At 50.0% G+C, this 16,314-nt stretch carries 14 protein-coding genes and 1 pseudogene; 12 read left to right on the top strand and 3 right to left on the bottom strand.

The window, feature by feature from the left end; genetic code table 11:
* Nucleotides 1-529: 529 nt before the first annotated feature.
* The 3 genes from STRDD11_RS02760 (at nt 530) to STRDD11_RS02750 (ending at nt 2,766) form a co-directional block, all read left to right on the top strand.
* Complete coding sequence (locus STRDD11_RS02760) at nt 530-1,504, top strand: acyltransferase family protein (RefSeq protein WP_128835101.1); 975 nt, start codon at nt 530-532, stop codon at nt 1,502-1,504.
* A 432-nt stretch (nt 1,505-1,936) separates the two neighbouring features.
* Nucleotides 1,937-2,539 (top strand): DUF3796 domain-containing protein, encoded by a 603-nt coding sequence (locus tag STRDD11_RS02755; protein WP_128835099.1) that lies wholly within the window; start codon nt 1,937-1,939, stop codon nt 2,537-2,539.
* A 2-nt stretch (nt 2,540-2,541) separates the two neighbouring features.
* A complete protein-coding gene (locus tag STRDD11_RS02750) occupies nt 2,542-2,766 on the top strand; it encodes a helix-turn-helix transcriptional regulator (protein WP_128835097.1) in 225 nt (74 codons plus the stop codon).
* 109 nt (nt 2,767-2,875) lie between these two features.
* On the opposite strand, the gene rpmG is transcribed toward STRDD11_RS02750, so the two are convergent.
* Nucleotides 2,876-3,025, bottom strand: coding sequence for a 50S ribosomal protein L33 (gene rpmG, locus STRDD11_RS02745; RefSeq protein WP_001265622.1), 150 nt, complete (start codon nt 3,023-3,025; stop codon nt 2,876-2,878).
* A gap of 15 nt (nt 3,026-3,040) precedes the next feature.
* Nucleotides 3,041-3,223, bottom strand: coding sequence for a 50S ribosomal protein L32 (gene rpmF, locus STRDD11_RS02740; RefSeq protein WP_002894148.1), 183 nt, complete (start codon nt 3,221-3,223; stop codon nt 3,041-3,043).
* A 362-nt stretch (nt 3,224-3,585) separates the two neighbouring features.
* On the opposite strand from rpmF, the gene ilvD reads away from it, so the two are divergent.
* Nucleotides 3,586-5,292: a dihydroxy-acid dehydratase gene (gene ilvD / locus STRDD11_RS02735; RefSeq protein ID WP_128835095.1), complete on the top strand. Its 1,707-nt coding sequence runs from the start codon at nt 3,586-3,588 to the stop codon at nt 5,290-5,292.
* A gap of 724 nt (nt 5,293-6,016) precedes the next feature.
* Here the strand turns inward: ilvD and STRDD11_RS02730 are convergent.
* Nucleotides 6,017-6,358, bottom strand: coding sequence for a metal-sulfur cluster assembly factor (locus STRDD11_RS02730; protein ID WP_128835093.1), 342 nt, complete (start codon nt 6,356-6,358; stop codon nt 6,017-6,019).
* Nucleotides 6,359-6,725: 367 nt separating this feature from the next.
* Here STRDD11_RS02730 and hisS point away from each other — a divergent pair, with 367 nt between their 5' ends.
* The 8 genes and pseudogenes from hisS to STRDD11_RS02690 all read left to right on the top strand — a co-directional run.
* Complete coding sequence (gene hisS, locus STRDD11_RS02725) at nt 6,726-8,006, top strand: histidine--tRNA ligase (RefSeq protein ID WP_128835091.1); 1,281 nt, start codon at nt 6,726-6,728, stop codon at nt 8,004-8,006.
* A 394-nt stretch (nt 8,007-8,400) separates the two neighbouring features.
* Nucleotides 8,401-8,907: a hypothetical protein gene (locus STRDD11_RS02720; protein WP_128835090.1), complete on the top strand. Its 507-nt coding sequence runs from the start codon at nt 8,401-8,403 to the stop codon at nt 8,905-8,907.
* 206 nt (nt 8,908-9,113) lie between these two features.
* Nucleotides 9,114-9,401 (top strand): WXG100 family type VII secretion target, encoded by a 288-nt coding sequence (locus STRDD11_RS02715; RefSeq protein ID WP_128835087.1) that lies wholly within the window; start codon nt 9,114-9,116, stop codon nt 9,399-9,401.
* A 221-nt stretch (nt 9,402-9,622) separates the two neighbouring features.
* A complete protein-coding gene (gene esaA / locus STRDD11_RS02710) occupies nt 9,623-12,529 on the top strand; it encodes a type VII secretion protein EsaA (RefSeq protein WP_128835085.1) in 2,907 nt (968 codons plus the stop codon).
* Nucleotides 12,530-12,535: 6 nt separating this feature from the next.
* Nucleotides 12,536-12,997: a type VII secretion protein EssA gene (gene essA, locus STRDD11_RS02705; RefSeq protein ID WP_128835368.1), complete on the top strand. Its 462-nt coding sequence runs from the start codon at nt 12,536-12,538 to the stop codon at nt 12,995-12,997.
* A gap of 2 nt (nt 12,998-12,999) precedes the next feature.
* Nucleotides 13,000-13,239 (top strand): EsaB/YukD family protein, encoded by a 240-nt coding sequence (locus tag STRDD11_RS02700; RefSeq protein WP_128835083.1) that lies wholly within the window; start codon nt 13,000-13,002, stop codon nt 13,237-13,239.
* Between the two features lies 1 nt (nt 13,240).
* Nucleotides 13,241-14,503 (top strand): type VII secretion protein EssB, encoded by a 1,263-nt coding sequence (gene essB / locus STRDD11_RS02695; RefSeq protein WP_128835081.1) that lies wholly within the window; start codon nt 13,241-13,243, stop codon nt 14,501-14,503.
* 2 nt (nt 14,504-14,505) lie between these two features.
* Nucleotides 14,506-16,314 (top strand): annotated as a pseudogene (locus STRDD11_RS02690) (type VII secretion protein EssC); the annotation flags it as partial.

Genomic DNA, 16,314 nt, shown 5'->3' with positions numbered 1-16,314 from the left:
ATGCGAGCTGCTGCTATTTTTCGAAGCTTATTAAAGGAAGTGTGGCAATGCAGAACACCCTTTTTGAAGGAAGCCGCCAGCGGCGCTGCTGTTCATTTCCTGACAGTCAATGCTGCTTCATTTTTCCTGTCATAAAATGAAGCATTTTTTAATGTGAGCGTAATAGTCTGTATTCAGAATGGAACAAGAGAAATGCTATAATGTTCAGCAAGTTAGACTCAATCTATGAGATTCACAGAGGAAAATCTAGGGGCCTTTCTCTGACTTTTGAGAGCACTGTCTGGAGTAGAAACAGCCGCCAGGAAGTCTCAGCTGTACTGGAGAGTGGATCCTATGCAGTACCTTATCAAAGAGACGCCCCTTTGCGGGTGAGGGCGCCGCCATCATGGGAGTCTGTCCCGCCGCCCTTCCCCACCCGCCTCCAACAGCCTGCCGAAGCAAGGCGATGAGGAGCTGTGAGTTTAAAACAGAATGAGTACTAGGCACAAAGCTGCTATCTTGAATGCTGCTGAATGAGAGGAAACCAGCGATGAAAACCGAAAATACGACCCTGCATGCTGTCAAGGCCTTGGCATGTTTTAGTATTGTGACCCTGCATTTTCTGCTGCCCGGGGAATTTGGGGACTTTTATCAGATTGTAGCCCGTTTTGCCGTTCCCTTCTTTATGATGCTGTCGGGCTATTTCTCCTTTCATATCTCAAGGGAGAAAGTAAAGAGCCGGCTTAAGCAGATGCTGCTTCTGACCGCAGGCAGTTTTCTCTTTTATGGTGCGGTTCATGTGATCAATCTGACGGCGAGGGAAGGTTTGGCAGAGAAACTGGCAGAGCTGAAAGCAACTGATTTTATAGACTTTTTCCTCTTTAACAGTCCCAAAGAATTAATCGGATCAGCCGGGACACCGACTTGGTATCTGCTGGCTATTTCCTACATTTATCTGCTCTATCTCCTCTTTTATAAGCATTTTCACCACCTGTCTACCTTTGGGGTATCCCTGCTCTTGCTGGCGGCAGCTTTCTGCATAGAATTCAGCACGGACAATGAATTTTACTACCGCAACTTTCTCTTTCTTGGCTTCCCCTTCTTTATCGCAGGAATGCAGTTCGCTCGGTATCGGGAGCGCATCTTGTCTTATCAGCTGTCTGCAGTGCAGAAATGGGGCCTGGGCCTGGGCATCGCCGGCATGATCTTGCTGGAGTACCGCTTTATCGGGACGGAGTATGACCTCTATCCCAGCACACTTTTTCTGTCCAGTGCCATTTTCCTCTATGCCATCAGAAATTCCCGCAATATCAATATCCCTATCCTGAATAATATCGCCAAAAAATACGCCACCATGATTTATATCATCCATCCTTTTATTATCTTCCTTTTTAGGCTGCTGATGCCTCGCAATACCGTCTACAGCTTTGGCGTCTTTATCATTTTCCTGCTGTCCTATCTGATGAGTATCGGCTGCCAGAAAATCGTCAAGCCGATGGTCTACAATGCCGTTGCTGCCCGTTAGTACTATCGACTCTCTTTCTGATGACACTCAGTCAGCCGTCCTGTGTGCAGGGGAAATGCCAGTTGACTAAAGTCAACAACAGAACTTCCTAACCACTGCGTCTGGAACATCAAACAATTGAATGGACTATACGAAGCTGGGTACTTTCGTCCCGGCCTCGAAGAAGCGGTCAAAGGAAATGCAGTTTCTGATTGTATCAAGCCTGAATGAGCAGCTCAGCTGTTTTCAGGCTTTTTCTTTTTGCCCTGAGCCAGGCAAGGGAATGGCTGGCAGCCTCTTTATGGGTGGAGAAATTGATTTCCGTTGGATGCGGGGCTGTTTTGGTAATTTTTTTAAAAGACTGCCTGCAATCTCTTGCATTTCTCCGAGAAAGGTGATATATTTATAACATAAAGAAGTGAATTATTTCTAACATAACGAAAGGAGTCAATCATGAAAAAGAAACAAAAAACGGGCGGTCTGCTTGCAATGATTGCCACTGCTCTATTTATTGATTTTACTGTATTCTTTGGTTCCGGCAACCTCAGCTGGGCAGCCAAGTGGACGATTGTCGGTCTGGCTGGGCTGGGCCAGCTGGCAGCTGTCTGGGGCTGGCTGCACATGAAACCGTGGCCAGAAAAGATTAAAGAAGTTAAGGAAAAGCAGGTCTATAACCTGACCGCTAAATTTTATAGTCTGCTGACTCTTGCGGCAACCTCTATCTATACTGTCGGAGTCTGGCTGTGGACGCCGAGCACCCAGCCCTCCCTGATAAAGGATATTGCCTTGGGGGCTCTCCTCGCTATCCAGCTGCTCTTTTTCCTCTTTTTCGCTTTGAAAAAGGTCAAAGAAAAGGCAGATGAACGCTTTTACATCAATCTGGCCAAAGCGGCAACGCTGATGTTTGTTCTTTGCGTGCTGACCTTGCTGCTGCTTGCAGCTATCAGCGCAGTTCGGGGATCCATCGCAGTCAATGCCGGTCTCTTCTTCATCGCCATTGGCGTCCTGGTCCTGCTCTTTGGATTTGCCTTCTTTGTCTTTGAGAAGGAGAGCTGAACATGGCCAAAGAAAGCAAGATTATCACCAATCTCAAATCCGTCCGCGAGTCTAAGGGCATGACCCAGCAGGAGCTGGCCGACCGCATCGGCATGCGCCGTGAGACCATTCTGCATCTGGAAAACAATCGCTACAATCCCTCGCTGGAAATGGCTCTTAAAATCGCTCAGGTATTTGGGCTCACAGTCGAAGAGCTTTTTGAGCTGAGGCGGAAAGAAGAGCCATAATCAGGGGAATCCGTTCGCTTTTCTGCCCCCTGCCCATGCGATGATGCCGCTGAAGAGCAAAGAAAAAGCCTTTGAAATCAGGTGATTTCAAGGGCTTTTGTCATATTAATTATTTCACTTCCGTAAACACCACATGTTTGCGGAGTTTTGGTGAGTATTTCTTCAATTGAAGACGGTCTGGGGTGTTGCGTTTGTTTTTAGAAGTAAGGTACAAGCGTTCACCGGATTCTTTGTGTTCAAGTGTAATATTTACGCGCATGATAGCTCCCTTCTATTATTCTGCAGCTGCAGCTTTGGCGATTTTACGTCCCTTGTAGTATCCTTTGAGGGATACGCGGTGAGAGCGTGAGTAGTCACCAGTAGTTTCGTCAAAAGTTACAGTTGGAGCTGTCACTTTGTAGTGAGTGCGGCGTTTATTTTTCTTCGCTTTTGAAGTGCGACGTGCAGGTACTGCCATGTTGGTTTCTCCTTTTAGATTATGAATTCGATTCAATTTGATGATTTTCATCAACTGTAACAGTATATCAAAACTTTTTTGTAAAGTAAAGTTACTTGACAGATTTTTTTCATTTTAAAGTAAGTCTCGTTTCACTTTTCCGGACTGTCAGGGCAAGGAGACGCGGCTATGGTTTGAAGAGATGTCTGCAGAGTATGAATCCAAACTGGCTTGCAGATGAGCGGTGCAGGAGCAGGCTGAGCAGCACTGCTATTTTCCGAAAAAATAAAAAATTCTGAAAATTTAAAAATTTTCTTCTGTCCAAGGCGGGTCAAGTATGGTATAATGAAAGTTACAGAAATGCTGCTAGGAAAGGGAAAGAGATGACAGATAAGGTAGATACGCGCCACAGAAGCAAGATTTATGACAGTATGGTCAAGTCTCCCAACCGCGCTATGCTGCGGGCGACCGGGATGACAGACAAGGATTTTGACTCTCCGATTGTGGGAGTGATTTCGACCTGGGCGGAAAATACGCCCTGTAATATCCATCTGCATGATTTTGGGAAGCTAGCCAAGGAAGGCATCAAGGATCAGGGGGCCTGGCCGGTACAGTACGGAACCATTACGGTGGCAGACGGGATTGCCATGGGGACACCGGGTATGCGCTTTTCCCTGACTTCGCGCGACATCATTGCAGACTCTATCGAAGCGGCTATGGGCGGCCACAATGTGGATGCCTTTGTGGCTATCGGAGGCTGTGATAAGAATATGCCCGGTTCGCTGATTGCCATTGCCAATATGGATATTCCGGCTATCTTTGCCTACGGAGGGACCATTGCGCCGGGAAATCTGGATGGCAAAGACATTGACTTGGTTTCCGTCTTTGAAGGGATTGGGAAGTGGAATCACGGCGATCTGACAGCCGAAGAAGTGCGGCGGATTGAGTGCAATGCCTGTCCCGGCCCCGGCGGCTGCGGCGGTATGTATACAGCCAATACCATGGCGACGGCTATCGAAGTTCTGGGCATGAGCCTGCCTGGCTCCTCCTCTCACCCGGCCGAGTCTCAGGATAAGAAAGAAGACATTATCGAGGCGGGCCGTGCGGTTGTCCGCATGCTGAAAATGGGACTGAAACCGTCGGATATTCTGACCCGCGAGGCCTTTGAAGACGCCATTACAGTGACTATGGCTCTGGGCGGATCGACCAATGCAACGCTCCACCTGCTGGCCATTGCCCATGCAGCCAATGTTGAGCTGACGCTGGATGACTTCAATGTCATTCAGGAGCGCGTGCCGCACTTGGCCGACCTGAAGCCGTCGGGTCAGTATGTCTTCCAAGATCTCTACAATGTCGGCGGTGTGCCGGCTGTTATGAAGTATCTCTTGGCCAACGGCTTCCTGCATGGAGACCGCATCACCTGTACGGGCAAGACTGTGGCGGAAAATCTGGCCGGCTTTGCTGATCTGACACCGGGTCAAAAGGTCATCATGCCGCTGGAAAATCCTAAGCGGGCAGATGGTCCGCTCATCATCCTGCACGGCAATCTGGCACCGGACGGGGCGGTTGCCAAGGTATCTGGGGTTAAGGTCCGCCGCCACGTCGGACCGGCTAAGGTCTTCGACTCAGAGGAGGCCGCCATTGATGCGGTACTGGCCGATGAAGTAGTGGACGGCGATGTTGTGGTTGTGCGCTATGTTGGACCAAAAGGCGGCCCGGGTATGCCGGAAATGCTGTCACTTTCTTCTATTATTGTCGGTAAGGGACAGGGAGACAAGGTTGCCCTGCTGACCGATGGCCGCTTCTCCGGCGGTACTTACGGTTTGGTTGTGGGGCATATCGCTCCGGAGGCTCAGGATGGCGGTCCCATCGCCTATCTGCGGACCGGAGATACAGTCACGGTTGACCAAGATACCAAGGAGATTTCCATGGCTGTCTCTGAAGAGGAACTGGCCAAACGCAGAGAGGAAACCACCATTCCGCCGCTCTACAGCCGCGGTGTTCTCGGGAAATATGCTCATATGGTATCCTCAGCAGCCAAGGGGGCTGTCACCGACTTCTGGAAACCGGAAGAAACAGGAAAGAAATAAGCGATGCAACGTCATTTCGTTTTTCATTTATTACTTTGATAGTTCGCCTTGCCCTGCTTTGGAGACTTTCTCGCAGAAGCTCTATCCGCAACGAGGCTGAGACAGACTCCCATGATGGCTGTGCCCTCACCCACAGAGGGATGGATCTTTTGGAAGATACCGTATAAAAAGTTCTTCAGTCTCGCTTTGTTTTGGTAAAAAACTCTTGACGCGGTAGCTGATTGCTCAAAGCACTGCTTTGAGGTTATGGATGAAACATCCGTTAGGATGTGTCAAGACTGTTCGTCTTTTAGACTCCAAAAAGCTCCTACATTGAGGAAAACTCTGTTTTCCTCATCCCCAACCTCTCACAGTCCACCCGGACTGTGAGAGCCTCGCGGGCTGGGAGTGAAAAGGTCTGGGAGACCTTTTCAGCCTGAGCTTAGAAACAAGAGAGTGAAGGGAACTAAATTTTTAAAAATTTAGTTCTGTCCCACCGCCCTGCTGACACTTCCTAGCGGAAGCTCCATCCACCGCTTCAAAACCTCCACTGGACTATTTGAGCGGCTCGCTTCCTATCATTTGCTTATTTCAAAATGATAGGCTGAAACTGTCCCCCCGGACAGTTTCCCTGCTAAAAGCAAAGGAAAAGACTATATCGCAAAAGAACCCGCTAGTTTTTCTAGCGGGTTGATATGTTTATTTCAACTAGATATGAATAGACTGCCTAGGCTGTCATTATTTCTTATCTGGGGCTGATCCCCAGCGCAATACGGCCGAAACGGCTGATACGAGTGATTTTCCAGGCAGGAGACCAGGTGACTTCGACCGAGGCACTCTCGATTTCCTCGATTTTCTGCAGGGCGTTGATAATGGCAATAGGCAGGCTCTCTGTACAGTCGCAGGCTGTGTCGGTGAAGGTCATGACAAGCTTGCAGTGGCCGGCTTCATCCAGATTAATCTCATAAATCAGCCCCAAATTGTAAACATCCAGCTCGACTTCCGGGTCGTAAATGCGCTCCAGCTGCTCGATTAGTTTGTCTGCAATGGCAGCGGCGCGGTCGTTGATTTTGATATCGTCTCTCATGGCCCTTCCTTCCTATCTCTCTTGAATTGTTTTTATTTTCTCACAATTCTGACTTTTTTTCAAGCTATTTTATGCAATGAAAACGGATTTTATTTTGCCGGACCAGCGGCGGAGTTTCAAAAAGCAGCCTGCCCGGCCCAATGGTCTGTCTGAGCCCCGTCTCTTTTCATCCGCTCTTGCTTTTCAAAGAGTAGGAAACAGAATCGGCGAGACTGTGCTGGAGTTGATGGACAAAGCGCTGCTGTGATGGCTGCGGGTTTCAAGACCAAGCTTTCGGACCAGTCTTTTGGAAAAATTCTCTTTGCGCTCCTAAAAAACAGCCATTTATGGTAAAATGGACTTATTGAAAGAAGGCAGAGGTCAAAAGATGAAATTACAGAAACCTAAAGGTACTCAGGATATTCTCCCGCAGGATGCTGCTAAGTGGCAGTATGTGGAAGAATTTGCCCGCAAGACATTCAGGAAATACCATTACGGTGAAATCCGTACACCAATCTTTGAGCACTATGAGGTCATCAGCCGTTCTGTCGGCGATACGACCGATATTGTCACCAAGGAAATGTATGATTTTTACGACAAGGGCGACCGCCATATCACGCTGCGGCCGGAAGGCACTGCCCCGGTGGTCCGCTCTTATGTGGAAAACAAGCTCTTTGCGCCGGAAGTGCAAAAGCCGGTCAAGGTTTACTACATGGGCTCTATGTTCCGCTATGAGCGGCCTCAGGCTGGCCGTCTGCGGGAATTTCATCAAATCGGAGCGGAGTGTTTTGGCTCTAGCAATCCGGCGACAGATGTGGAAATGATTGCCATGGCGGCTCAGTTTTTCAAGGAAATCGGCATCCGCAATGTCAGTCTGCAGCTCAACAGTCTGGGCAATCCGGACAGCCGGGCTGCCTACCGGCAGGCCCTGATCGACTACCTGACACCGCTCAAGGACAGCCTTTCAGCGGACAGTCAGCGGCGTCTGGCGGAAAATCCGCTGCGCGTGCTGGATTCTAAGGAAAAAGAGGACAAGGCTGCTGTAGCAGGAGCGCCGTCTATTCTGGACTATCTGGATGAGGACAGCCGGGCCTACTTTGAGGCCGTCCGCGCCATGCTGGAAAGTCTGGACATTCCTTATGTTATCAACACCAATATGGTTCGCGGTCTGGACTACTATAACCACACGATTTTTGAGTTCACCACTGATGTGGCCGGCAGTGAGCTGACCATCTGTGCCGGCGGCCGGTATGACGGTTTGGTCGCTTACTTTGGCGGTCCGGAAACGCCGGGTGTCGGCTTTGGTATGGGGCTGGAGCGCCTGCTTCTGGTACTGGACAAGCAGGGAGTGGAGCTGCCGGTTGAGACTGGCCTGGACGTGTATGTCGCTGTCTTAGGGGCTGGCGCCAACAGCAGCGCTCTGGAGCTGGTGCAGGCTCTCCGCGCCCAAGGCTTTGCGGCTGAGCGGGACTATCTAGACCGCAAGCTCAAGGCGCAGTTCAAATCTGCTGACAGCTTTGGGGCCAAGACCCTGATTACGCTGGGGGAAAGCGAAGTCGAAAGCGGACAGGTTACGGTCAAGAACAACCAGAACCGATCCGAAGTCACGGTCAGTCTGGACCAGATTCAGTCCAACTTTCAGTCGGTATTTGAAGCATTAGGCTTTTAAAGAGAAATGTTTGCAAATGATGGCCTGCTGCTCAGGGGCTGACAGATAAAAGACTGCTGGGAAGCGCCCAAGAGCTTCAGCGGAGATGCTGAGGCTGCAGATAAAGAGGCTGCTCCACTCTCGACCATAACGCTGCTTTGAGCTGGCTGATAAGGCGGTGGGACAGACTCCCATGATGGCTGCGCCCTCACCCGCAGAGGGGAGTCTGTCTCAGCCTCGTGTCCGCTGTTCTGGCCTAGGGTCTGGCGCCGCCGTCAGGGAGTCACTTCTGCCGCCCTTTCTGCTTCAGCCCAGTGTGGATTGCCGTCATTGAGTATTCGGAGACAAAAACGGTTGACAAAAACAGGGAAAACCTATAAAATAATACTGTATTATAATAATAAAGGAGTTCCCTATGAAGAAAAAATTATTTTCATCAGTCCTTGCTTTACTGGCGGTGACAGCTCTGGCTGCTTGCGGCAACAAGAGCGACACTGGGTCATCCGCTTCCAGTTCGATATCGGAAAGTTCAGCGGTCAGCAAGACGGAGCAGTCTTCCAGTTCAGCAGCGGTCAGCGAGCCTTTGCTGACGGATGACGAGATTGCTGCGGCTCAGACTGTCGGAGATTTCAAAGCTCTCTTTACCAAGCTGGCTGACGGCTACTGGGAGCGGACACAGGCCTTGGCGGAGAAGCTGCCGGCTTCGGATAGGGAGACCTACCGTCAAAATCTGCAGGATACAAAAGACACACTGGAAACAGCCAAAGCCAATTTTAATTCGCAGATAGCCCAGGTCGGCGATGATTCGGTCGTCATCCCTGAGGGAGAACGTCCTAGACTGACGCAGCCCATCATCAATGCCCGCAATGCCGCTCAGGCGGTTTTGGAGGCGGCGGATTTGGAGCTTGAAAGCAGCCAGTAATCTGTTTGTCATTTTTCTGATCATTTATTATGAGTTTTTTGCCTGCTGTACAGGCTTGACAGAACGTTGATAGATCAAGGATTTGCGGGAAAATGGTTGACAGGTTGTCAATATATTTTTTGCATAAATTTCAGAAAAAGGCTTGAAACATAAAGTAATAATTGATATAATCTAATTGTTATATAAATTTGCTAAAGGAGAAAACTATGGCACTAATTAAATTAACTCCAGAAGAACTTCGTCAATCTGCAACTAGATACACTCAAGGTTCTGAAGAAGTAACTCAAATTTTGACTAATTTGACTAACGAGCAAGAAACTATTTCTGCTAACTGGGATGGTTCTGCATTTGACAGCTTTGAAGCTCAGTTCAACGAGTTGTCTCCAAAAATCAGAGAATTTGCACAATTGCTTCAAGATATCAACGTTCAGTTGGTTAAAGTTGCTGACATCGTTGAGCAAACTGACCAAGATATCGCTGCACAAATTCGTTAATTTTGTTATAAGTGGCTTTAGGAAGGCGAGAGCCTTCCTATTTTTGTAAAGAATAAAAAGAAGAAAAGACGGCTGCTTTCTTCCTGCGGAAGAAGCCCCTCATATAGTAAATTTGTAAGCTCTGACAATCTGAAATAAACAAGACTGTTGGGGCTATCTGTGTCTTTTTGATGTGCTCCTCCTTTAACGATTACAAAATTTACAGAAAAAGAAAACGATTCATGGGAAATAAAAAAGTTATTAAGTATATAGGAAATATTGTTTTAATTATTGCTTTGCTGGCGGCGGTTGTTGCTCTGAATATCTCGGTTCAAAAGAATACGACCAGCAGCAATAACAGCAAACTGAAAACCAGTCAGCAGACCAAGCTGAATGTCGCTATTGTCAATGAAGACCAGGCTGTCCGGGTGGATAAGAAAGAATACAATCTCGGTGCCAGCTATGTGAAAAACATTGAGCGCGATGATTCGCAAAACTGGTTTGTCGTAACGCGCGGTGCTGCTGACAGCGGTCTGAGCAACGGCAAGTACCAGCTGGCCATCACGATTCCAAGTGACTTTTCAGAAAAAATCCTGGATGTCAATGCTATCAGTGCTGACAAGACGACCGTGACCTATAAGGTCAATGCGGCCGGCAATCTGCAGGTGGAAAATGATGCCAACAATCTGGCCAAGGACATTATCGCTGACCTCAACAGTCAGCTGGTGGATATGTATATGGCCAGCATCCTGAGCAATCTCTATACGGCTCAGCAAAATGTGCAGGCCAGCTCAGAGGTGCAGATCGCCAATATCGGCAGCTACCGGACCAACCTGCTGGAGTCTGCAATCGGATCTAAGAATATCTTCCCGACCCTGGTCAGCATGTCTTCATCATCTGTGGAGGCCAACAACTCCCTGAAGACGACTCTGGAGACCTATTCTAAGGCCTTTGATGACTTGGACCAGTCTCAGTCAGCCTACGGAAATAATTTTGAAAACCTAATCAAGCAGCGGGGAGAAGACCAGATCAGCTATGCTGCCTTTATGGATCAGCTGATTGGGACAGATGGTTTGCATCAATTGATTGAGAGTCAATATAGTGCCTTGCAAGAGAATCAGGCTAATCTGACCAGTCAGCTGGGGGAAACAGCCCAAGCCAATAATGACGACGCTGATAACTTGGCTAAGCAGGTCTCAGACTTGGAAGCTGCCTTGCAGGCAGAGCGGGCTAAGCTGGATGGTCATAAGCAGGTGATTAGTGAGTTTGTGGCTCAGAAGCTGGAAACTTACTATGGCGTGAACAGAGGAAACAGTCTCACTTTGGGCCAAGTCCTGAATACAGCTGCTTCTGACAAGCTGACCAATGCGGAAAATGCACTGAAAAATCAGCTGGCAGCGGCTGTGGCAGAACTTCCGGCAGACGATTTCAGCGGTCAGACATTCAGTGCTTTCAATCTTTCTGTGTCAGTTCCAAGTGTGGACTACAGTGCCGCGAGACAGTTCGGCACACCGGGCGGCGGCCCATCTTCTGGTGAATTGGCTGAATTAGTCAATCAGGCTACTGCCACCAGCGGAACAGCCGGTCAAGCCGGAACAAGCGGAAGCGTGTCTTGGACGGCACCGTCAGGAGTGACAGTCAATTCTGTATCTTATGCAGGGACTGCCCTTACAGACGGTCAGAAGATTAATTTGGTTGAAAATGGCACATTTGAAGTGCAGTACAGTGTCACCAATGATGCAGCTGCGAACTCAACCAACGCTTCTATCAGCATCATGCTCAATGGTGTGCAGGCCACTAGCGTAAATGCGGACCTTCCAGCAGTGCGGCAAGCAGCAGCCCTTTATGGTCAAAAAACACAGCAAATTGCTTCTGCTTATACTCGTGTTCAAGGATTGCTGGATGCCTACTACTCTCTGCAGGAGCTGAAGAATGGCGATATGACCGAGGCTCTGACCAACCTCTTGGTGGATGCCATCCAATCTAACCTTGATTCCTATCAAAATAGTCTATCTCAGGGTGACAACGGTCAGCCGGATCAGGGTGTACAGCAAAATCTGAATGTGTCCATCGACCAGCTCAAAACTAAGATTGAGGGTGTCAGAACCAGCAATCAAGATCTTGCAGCAATGATTAGTGCGCAGATAAAAAAATATGGAGAGATGAAGGAGGCAATCGCTGTCTCTCAAGACAGCAGTTCGAAAGCCTTTGCTAAGACAGACTCCGATCTGACCTCACTGGGATCAGAATTTACGTCTCTTCTGGCTTCGACCTCTGGTGTTAAGGCTTCTTCTCAGACCAATGTGGAAGCGGCGGACTCGGTCAATCAGATTTTCAGCAGTCTCAACCGCGAGCTGGAAAATGCGCAGGGAACGACTGAAAAACTGTCAACGGACGCAGAGGGCCTGATGGGGCAGTTCAATAAGGAATTGGAAGATAACGGCAACTTTGTGGAATCCTTCGTCAAGGTTCTCAACAATGCCTATGAGAATGGGGTTCCAAATGAAGTGCTGCTGGACTTCCTGTCCAGTCCGGTCGCCCAGTCGTCTTCGTCTGTCAAGGCCACCGTCAATGTTTACCGTCCATTTACCTGGATCCTGCTGCTGGAGATTGTCAGCCTCTTTACGGCCTATCTCTTTGCAACGCAAAACATTGTCCGCAGGGTCAAAGACAGATTTAAGCTGAATAAGCTGCAGGATACGGATATCACCACGGTGGGAATCTTGGGCTTCCTGTCTCTGACAATCGGCCTGATTATCGGGATTGTCTCCAGCGTTCAGCTCTATGTCGGAAAAGAATATGTACCGTCTTGGGTACTGCTGATTGTCGTAGCCAGCTTTGTCCTCATTCAGGGGCAGTATCTCATTCTCAAGCATTTCCGCGTACTGGGAATGGGCTTGGCTTTCTTCATGATTGTCAGCTTTGTCTACCTGTCCAACGCAATCGGTACGACTGCCAGCCTGACCGGCTTCCCGGCCTTTATCAAGAATCTCAACGCTCTGTCTGTGCTGGAAGGCATGCTTTCTGGCTACTTTGACGGAAAGACCGCCGGCTTCTTTGCTGTCTTTGGTCTGATTGTGGTTCTGGCTCTGCTGGTGGCAGCCAATATCTTTATCAAGACAAAAACATTAAAAACTGAGGAAGTTTAGAAAATGATGAAAAAAGTCCTGTCTTTATTCCTGGTCCTTTCTGCATTTGCGGCGCCGGCTGCTGCCGCAGATGACTTGAGGGACAACAGCTTACAGATAGATAATTCTCGGATTGAAAAGGAGCAAGAGATGAACTTTGGTGCGCAGTCGGAAGGCACCAAGTCTCTTTTCATTGCCGAAAATCAGGAAAAAATTCAGGAAATGAAGCAGTACCAAAACAAACAGTTGGCCACGGAAGCGGGACAGCTGTTTTCTGCTATACAGGGGAAGACGGATATTTATCATGGTAAGGAGCTGTTTCAGCCGGGAACGGAGAAACTGTCCAAGCTGCAGAGCAATTTAAACAATCAGGATGAGGGCAGCAGCTGGAATGACTTTCTGCCGGGTGTTTTCTATTTTGCAGCAGCCATGCTTTTGGTCGGCCTGACGGCTTTTCTCAGCTTTCGCATCAGTAAGGGAGATAGATAAATATGGAAGGACATATCAATATTACACTCCGTTTGCAGGAGAAGGATGTGGATATTCGCATTCCCAAACGGATTGAGGTTCGCCGTTTCATCCGGGAGATTGACCAGATTTTCAATATCCAGATAGAGCGTCGGAAGTATCAGCTGCGGATTGTCAATAAAGGGATGATCTTGGATGAAGGCAAGCTTCTGACGGATTATCCGGTGACGACGGGAGATTTAGTAGAGATTGAGGAGATTTAAGGTGGCAGAGGAAAAATTTGTATTTGCTGAACAAGAATTTATCTATGAAAAAAATGAAAAGAACTGGGAGCTGACACTCAAACGCTCAGATGTGGCCACTCAGGATCTGCGGGAGCTGCTGATCTTGAACCTGCACCATCCGCTCTTTTTGGAGCAGGAGACCAAGTCTGACCATGACAGCGTTTATTTCAGCTATCAGATTGAGCCTTTGGGCCTGTCAAGGGAAGATATCCAGAAGCGCACGATTTCGGAGCGGATTCGGCTGGCTCTCAATGTTTTTGCGCTGGAAGCGGCTTTGGAGCTGCCGGTGACCTTCCTGCTGCATCCCAGCAATCTCTTTATCAGCAAGGATGCTCAGGCTAGGATTGCCTACCGCGGGGTTCCGGGGATTATGACGCCGCAGGCACTTTCCAGAGAGGACTTTCTGCGTCAGGCCAAGTGCTTCACGGTGACACTCTTTGCCGACTTGGACTTTATGGAGCTCTACAAAGGCTCTTTGGAGCTGGAGACGCTGCCGGACTTTCTGGTCGAGCTGCGTCAGGCTGAGAGCATTGAAGCGGCAGTTGCTGTTTTGGAGAAATCCTACCGCGAAAAATCCGCTGAAGAAGCGGAAAAGCTGGCTCTGGTGTCCAAGCGCCAGCACAAGGTTTTTAAGCTGGCGACCATCTGGCTGACGGCTGCTGTGGTCATTTTGACCATTCCGCTGATTTACCTGATTTTCCTTCAAAATCCTTTCAAGGAAAAGCTGCTGCAGGCGGACACGGCCTTTATCAAGGTGGACTACAGTCAGGTCATTGATGAGCTGGAGGGGATTGCGCCGAAATCGCTGCCGAATACGCAGAAGTATGAGCTGGCCTATTCCTATATCCAGGGGATGGAGTTTTCCGACGATCAGCGCAAGGTCATCCTCAATAATGTGACCCTCAAGTCGGATGATCTCTATCTGAACTACTGGATTCAGGTGGGGCGCAATGACTTTGAGGATGCGCTGGATACGGCCAAGCGGATCAATGATTCCGACCTGATTATCTATGCTCTGACGCAGGAGATGAAGCAGGTGCGCGAGGACGATAGTTTGTCTGGTAAGGATCGAGAAAGCAAGCTTGAGTCCTTGGAAGGCGAGTACAAGAAATACTGGGACAGCCGCAAGGAGCTTCTGACCAGCGACTCCAGCTCAGGGGCTTCCGGTGAGGGAAGTGCTGCTTCTGATACAGCAGCTTCCAGCAGTGAGGCAGCCTCCTCCAGCAGTGCAGCGAAGGAGTAAGTATGACCAAGACCATTATCATCTATAACGACGGTCTGCGCTATGAGCTGCCGCTGACAGAGGACAGGAAAGTGCTCTTGGGAGCCAGTGAAAAGGCCCAGCTCTATCTGCCCGGACAGGAAGTGGCCATCTGGCTGCAGCTGTCGGGGGACGAGCTTTTCTACCAGATGGGCGAAGAGACAGGGCTCGTGACCGACGGTCTGGCTCTGGGCGATCTAATCCTCTATCAGGCCGACTCGGAGCCGGCTGTCTATGATCTGCTGGACCGACAGGAGCTGCTGATCAGCAATCACAAAGGAGCGGCACTGCAGGTCGAGCTGCCGGCAGAACTCCTGCTGCGCAGGGAGGGCAGCAGCTGGCATTTGACCAATCTGCGCGGTGTTTTCTATCTCAATAATGTCCGCTGCTCAGAGCGGGAAGTGCTGCTGGAGGCGGGGGATGAGCTGAGCCTTGCTTCGGTCTGCTTCAAGGTCTTTCCGGAGGAAATCTGGGTGACCGGGCCGGCGGCTGTCCGGCCGGAGCTGACTCTGCGGGCGGCTTCCCGCCACGGTTTTTATCCGGATTATCCGGACTACCACCGCTCGCCGCGGATCATCTACCGGGGTTCGGAGGAGAAGATTCGGATCACTCCGCCCAGTCAGGAACCGACCAAGCCCAGTGATGAGCTCTTGAGACTGGTCGTGCCGCCCCTGCTCATGATCGGGGTGACGGTGCTGATCACGCTGGTGCAGCCGCGGGGGATCTATATCCTTGCGACGGTAGCCATGTCTGGGGCCAGTGTGATTTTCTCTATTCGGACTTTCTTTAAAAACCGTAAGAAATTCAAGCAGGAAAAGAAGGATCGGGTGGACCTCTACCGGCTTTATCTGAAGGACAAGGCCATTGAGCTGACCAAGCTGGAGCGCGAACAGCGCGACGGCATGCTCTACCACTTCCCCAATATCGGGGAGCTGACGGAGCTGGTGGACAGCTACAGCCACCGGATCTACGAGAAGACGCCGCTGCACTTTGACTTTCTCTATTACCGTCTGGGTCTGGGGCAGGTGCCGACCTCCTATCAGCTGACCTACGGTCAGGAGGAGCGCAGCGGCAAGAAGGATGCGCTGGAAGAGGAGGGCTATGCCCTCTATACCCGGCATAAGAAAATCCCGGATCTGCCCATCGTGGCCAATCTCAGCCATGGGCCGGTCGGCTATATCGGCCCCAGAAACTTAGTGCTGGAACAGCTCCAGCTCTTGGTCATGCAGCTGGCGGTCTTCCACTCTTATCATGATGTGCAGTTTATCACCATCATGCCGGAGGAGGAGCGGGACCAGTGGGACTGGCTGCGCTGGCTGCCGCATGCGACCCTGCAGGAGCTCAATGTGCGGGGCTTTGTCTACAATCAGCGGACCCATGATCAGGTGCTGAACAGCCTGAATCAGATCCTGAAACTGCGCAAGGCCCAGAAGGAAGAAGCGATTCGGCAGGAGACGACCCTCTACAGTCCCCACTATGTGGTCATCATCACGGATGAGAAGCTGATCCTGGACCATGTCATCATGGAGTTCTTCATGGAGGACCCGACGGATCTGGGCTGCTCACTCATCTTCGTGCAGGATGTGATGAGCTCGCTGTCTGAGAATATCAAGACGGTCATCAATATCAAGGACCGCAATACGGGTCAGCTGGTCATGGAAGAGGGGATCCTGCGGGAGACCGACTTCCAGCTGGATCATTTCCCGGCTGGCTATGACCGGGAAGACATCGCGCGGACCTTGGCGCCGCTCCATCACCTGCAGAATCTGAAAAGCTCTATCCCAGATACGGTT

Origin of the sequence: Streptococcus sp. DD11 (genome assembly GCF_001578865.1) — a bacterium.
GTDB classification, from domain to species: Bacteria; Bacillota; Bacilli; order Lactobacillales; family Streptococcaceae; genus Streptococcus; species Streptococcus panodentis.
The sequence above is the reverse complement of the archived record's forward strand: the minus strand, read 5'-3'. Positions and strand labels throughout refer to the sequence as shown.

Bases quoted from the DNA above. Each gene is read 5' to 3' on its own strand.
- STRDD11_RS02760 (WP_128835101.1), top strand. From the start codon at position 530: ATGAAAACCGAAAATACGACCCTGCATGCTGTCAAGGCCTTGGCATGT.
- STRDD11_RS02755 (WP_128835099.1), top strand. From the start codon at position 1,937: ATGAAAAAGAAACAAAAAACGGGCGGTCTGCTTGCAATGATTGCCACT.
- STRDD11_RS02750 (WP_128835097.1), top strand. From the start codon at position 2,542: ATGGCCAAAGAAAGCAAGATTATCACCAATCTCAAATCCGTCCGCGAG.
- rpmG (WP_001265622.1), bottom strand. From the start codon at position 3,025: ATGCGCGTAAATATTACACTTGAACACAAAGAATCCGGTGAACGCTTG.
- rpmF (WP_002894148.1), bottom strand. From the start codon at position 3,223: ATGGCAGTACCTGCACGTCGCACTTCAAAAGCGAAGAAAAATAAACGC.
- ilvD (WP_128835095.1), top strand. From the start codon at position 3,586: ATGACAGATAAGGTAGATACGCGCCACAGAAGCAAGATTTATGACAGT.
- STRDD11_RS02730 (WP_128835093.1), bottom strand. From the start codon at position 6,358: ATGAGAGACGATATCAAAATCAACGACCGCGCCGCTGCCATTGCAGAC.
- hisS (WP_128835091.1), top strand. From the start codon at position 6,726: ATGAAATTACAGAAACCTAAAGGTACTCAGGATATTCTCCCGCAGGAT.
- STRDD11_RS02720 (WP_128835090.1), top strand. From the start codon at position 8,401: ATGAAGAAAAAATTATTTTCATCAGTCCTTGCTTTACTGGCGGTGACA.
- STRDD11_RS02715 (WP_128835087.1), top strand. From the start codon at position 9,114: ATGGCACTAATTAAATTAACTCCAGAAGAACTTCGTCAATCTGCAACT.
- esaA (WP_128835085.1), top strand. From the start codon at position 9,623: ATGGGAAATAAAAAAGTTATTAAGTATATAGGAAATATTGTTTTAATT.
- essA (WP_128835368.1), top strand. From the start codon at position 12,536: ATGAAAAAAGTCCTGTCTTTATTCCTGGTCCTTTCTGCATTTGCGGCG.
- STRDD11_RS02700 (WP_128835083.1), top strand. From the start codon at position 13,000: ATGGAAGGACATATCAATATTACACTCCGTTTGCAGGAGAAGGATGTG.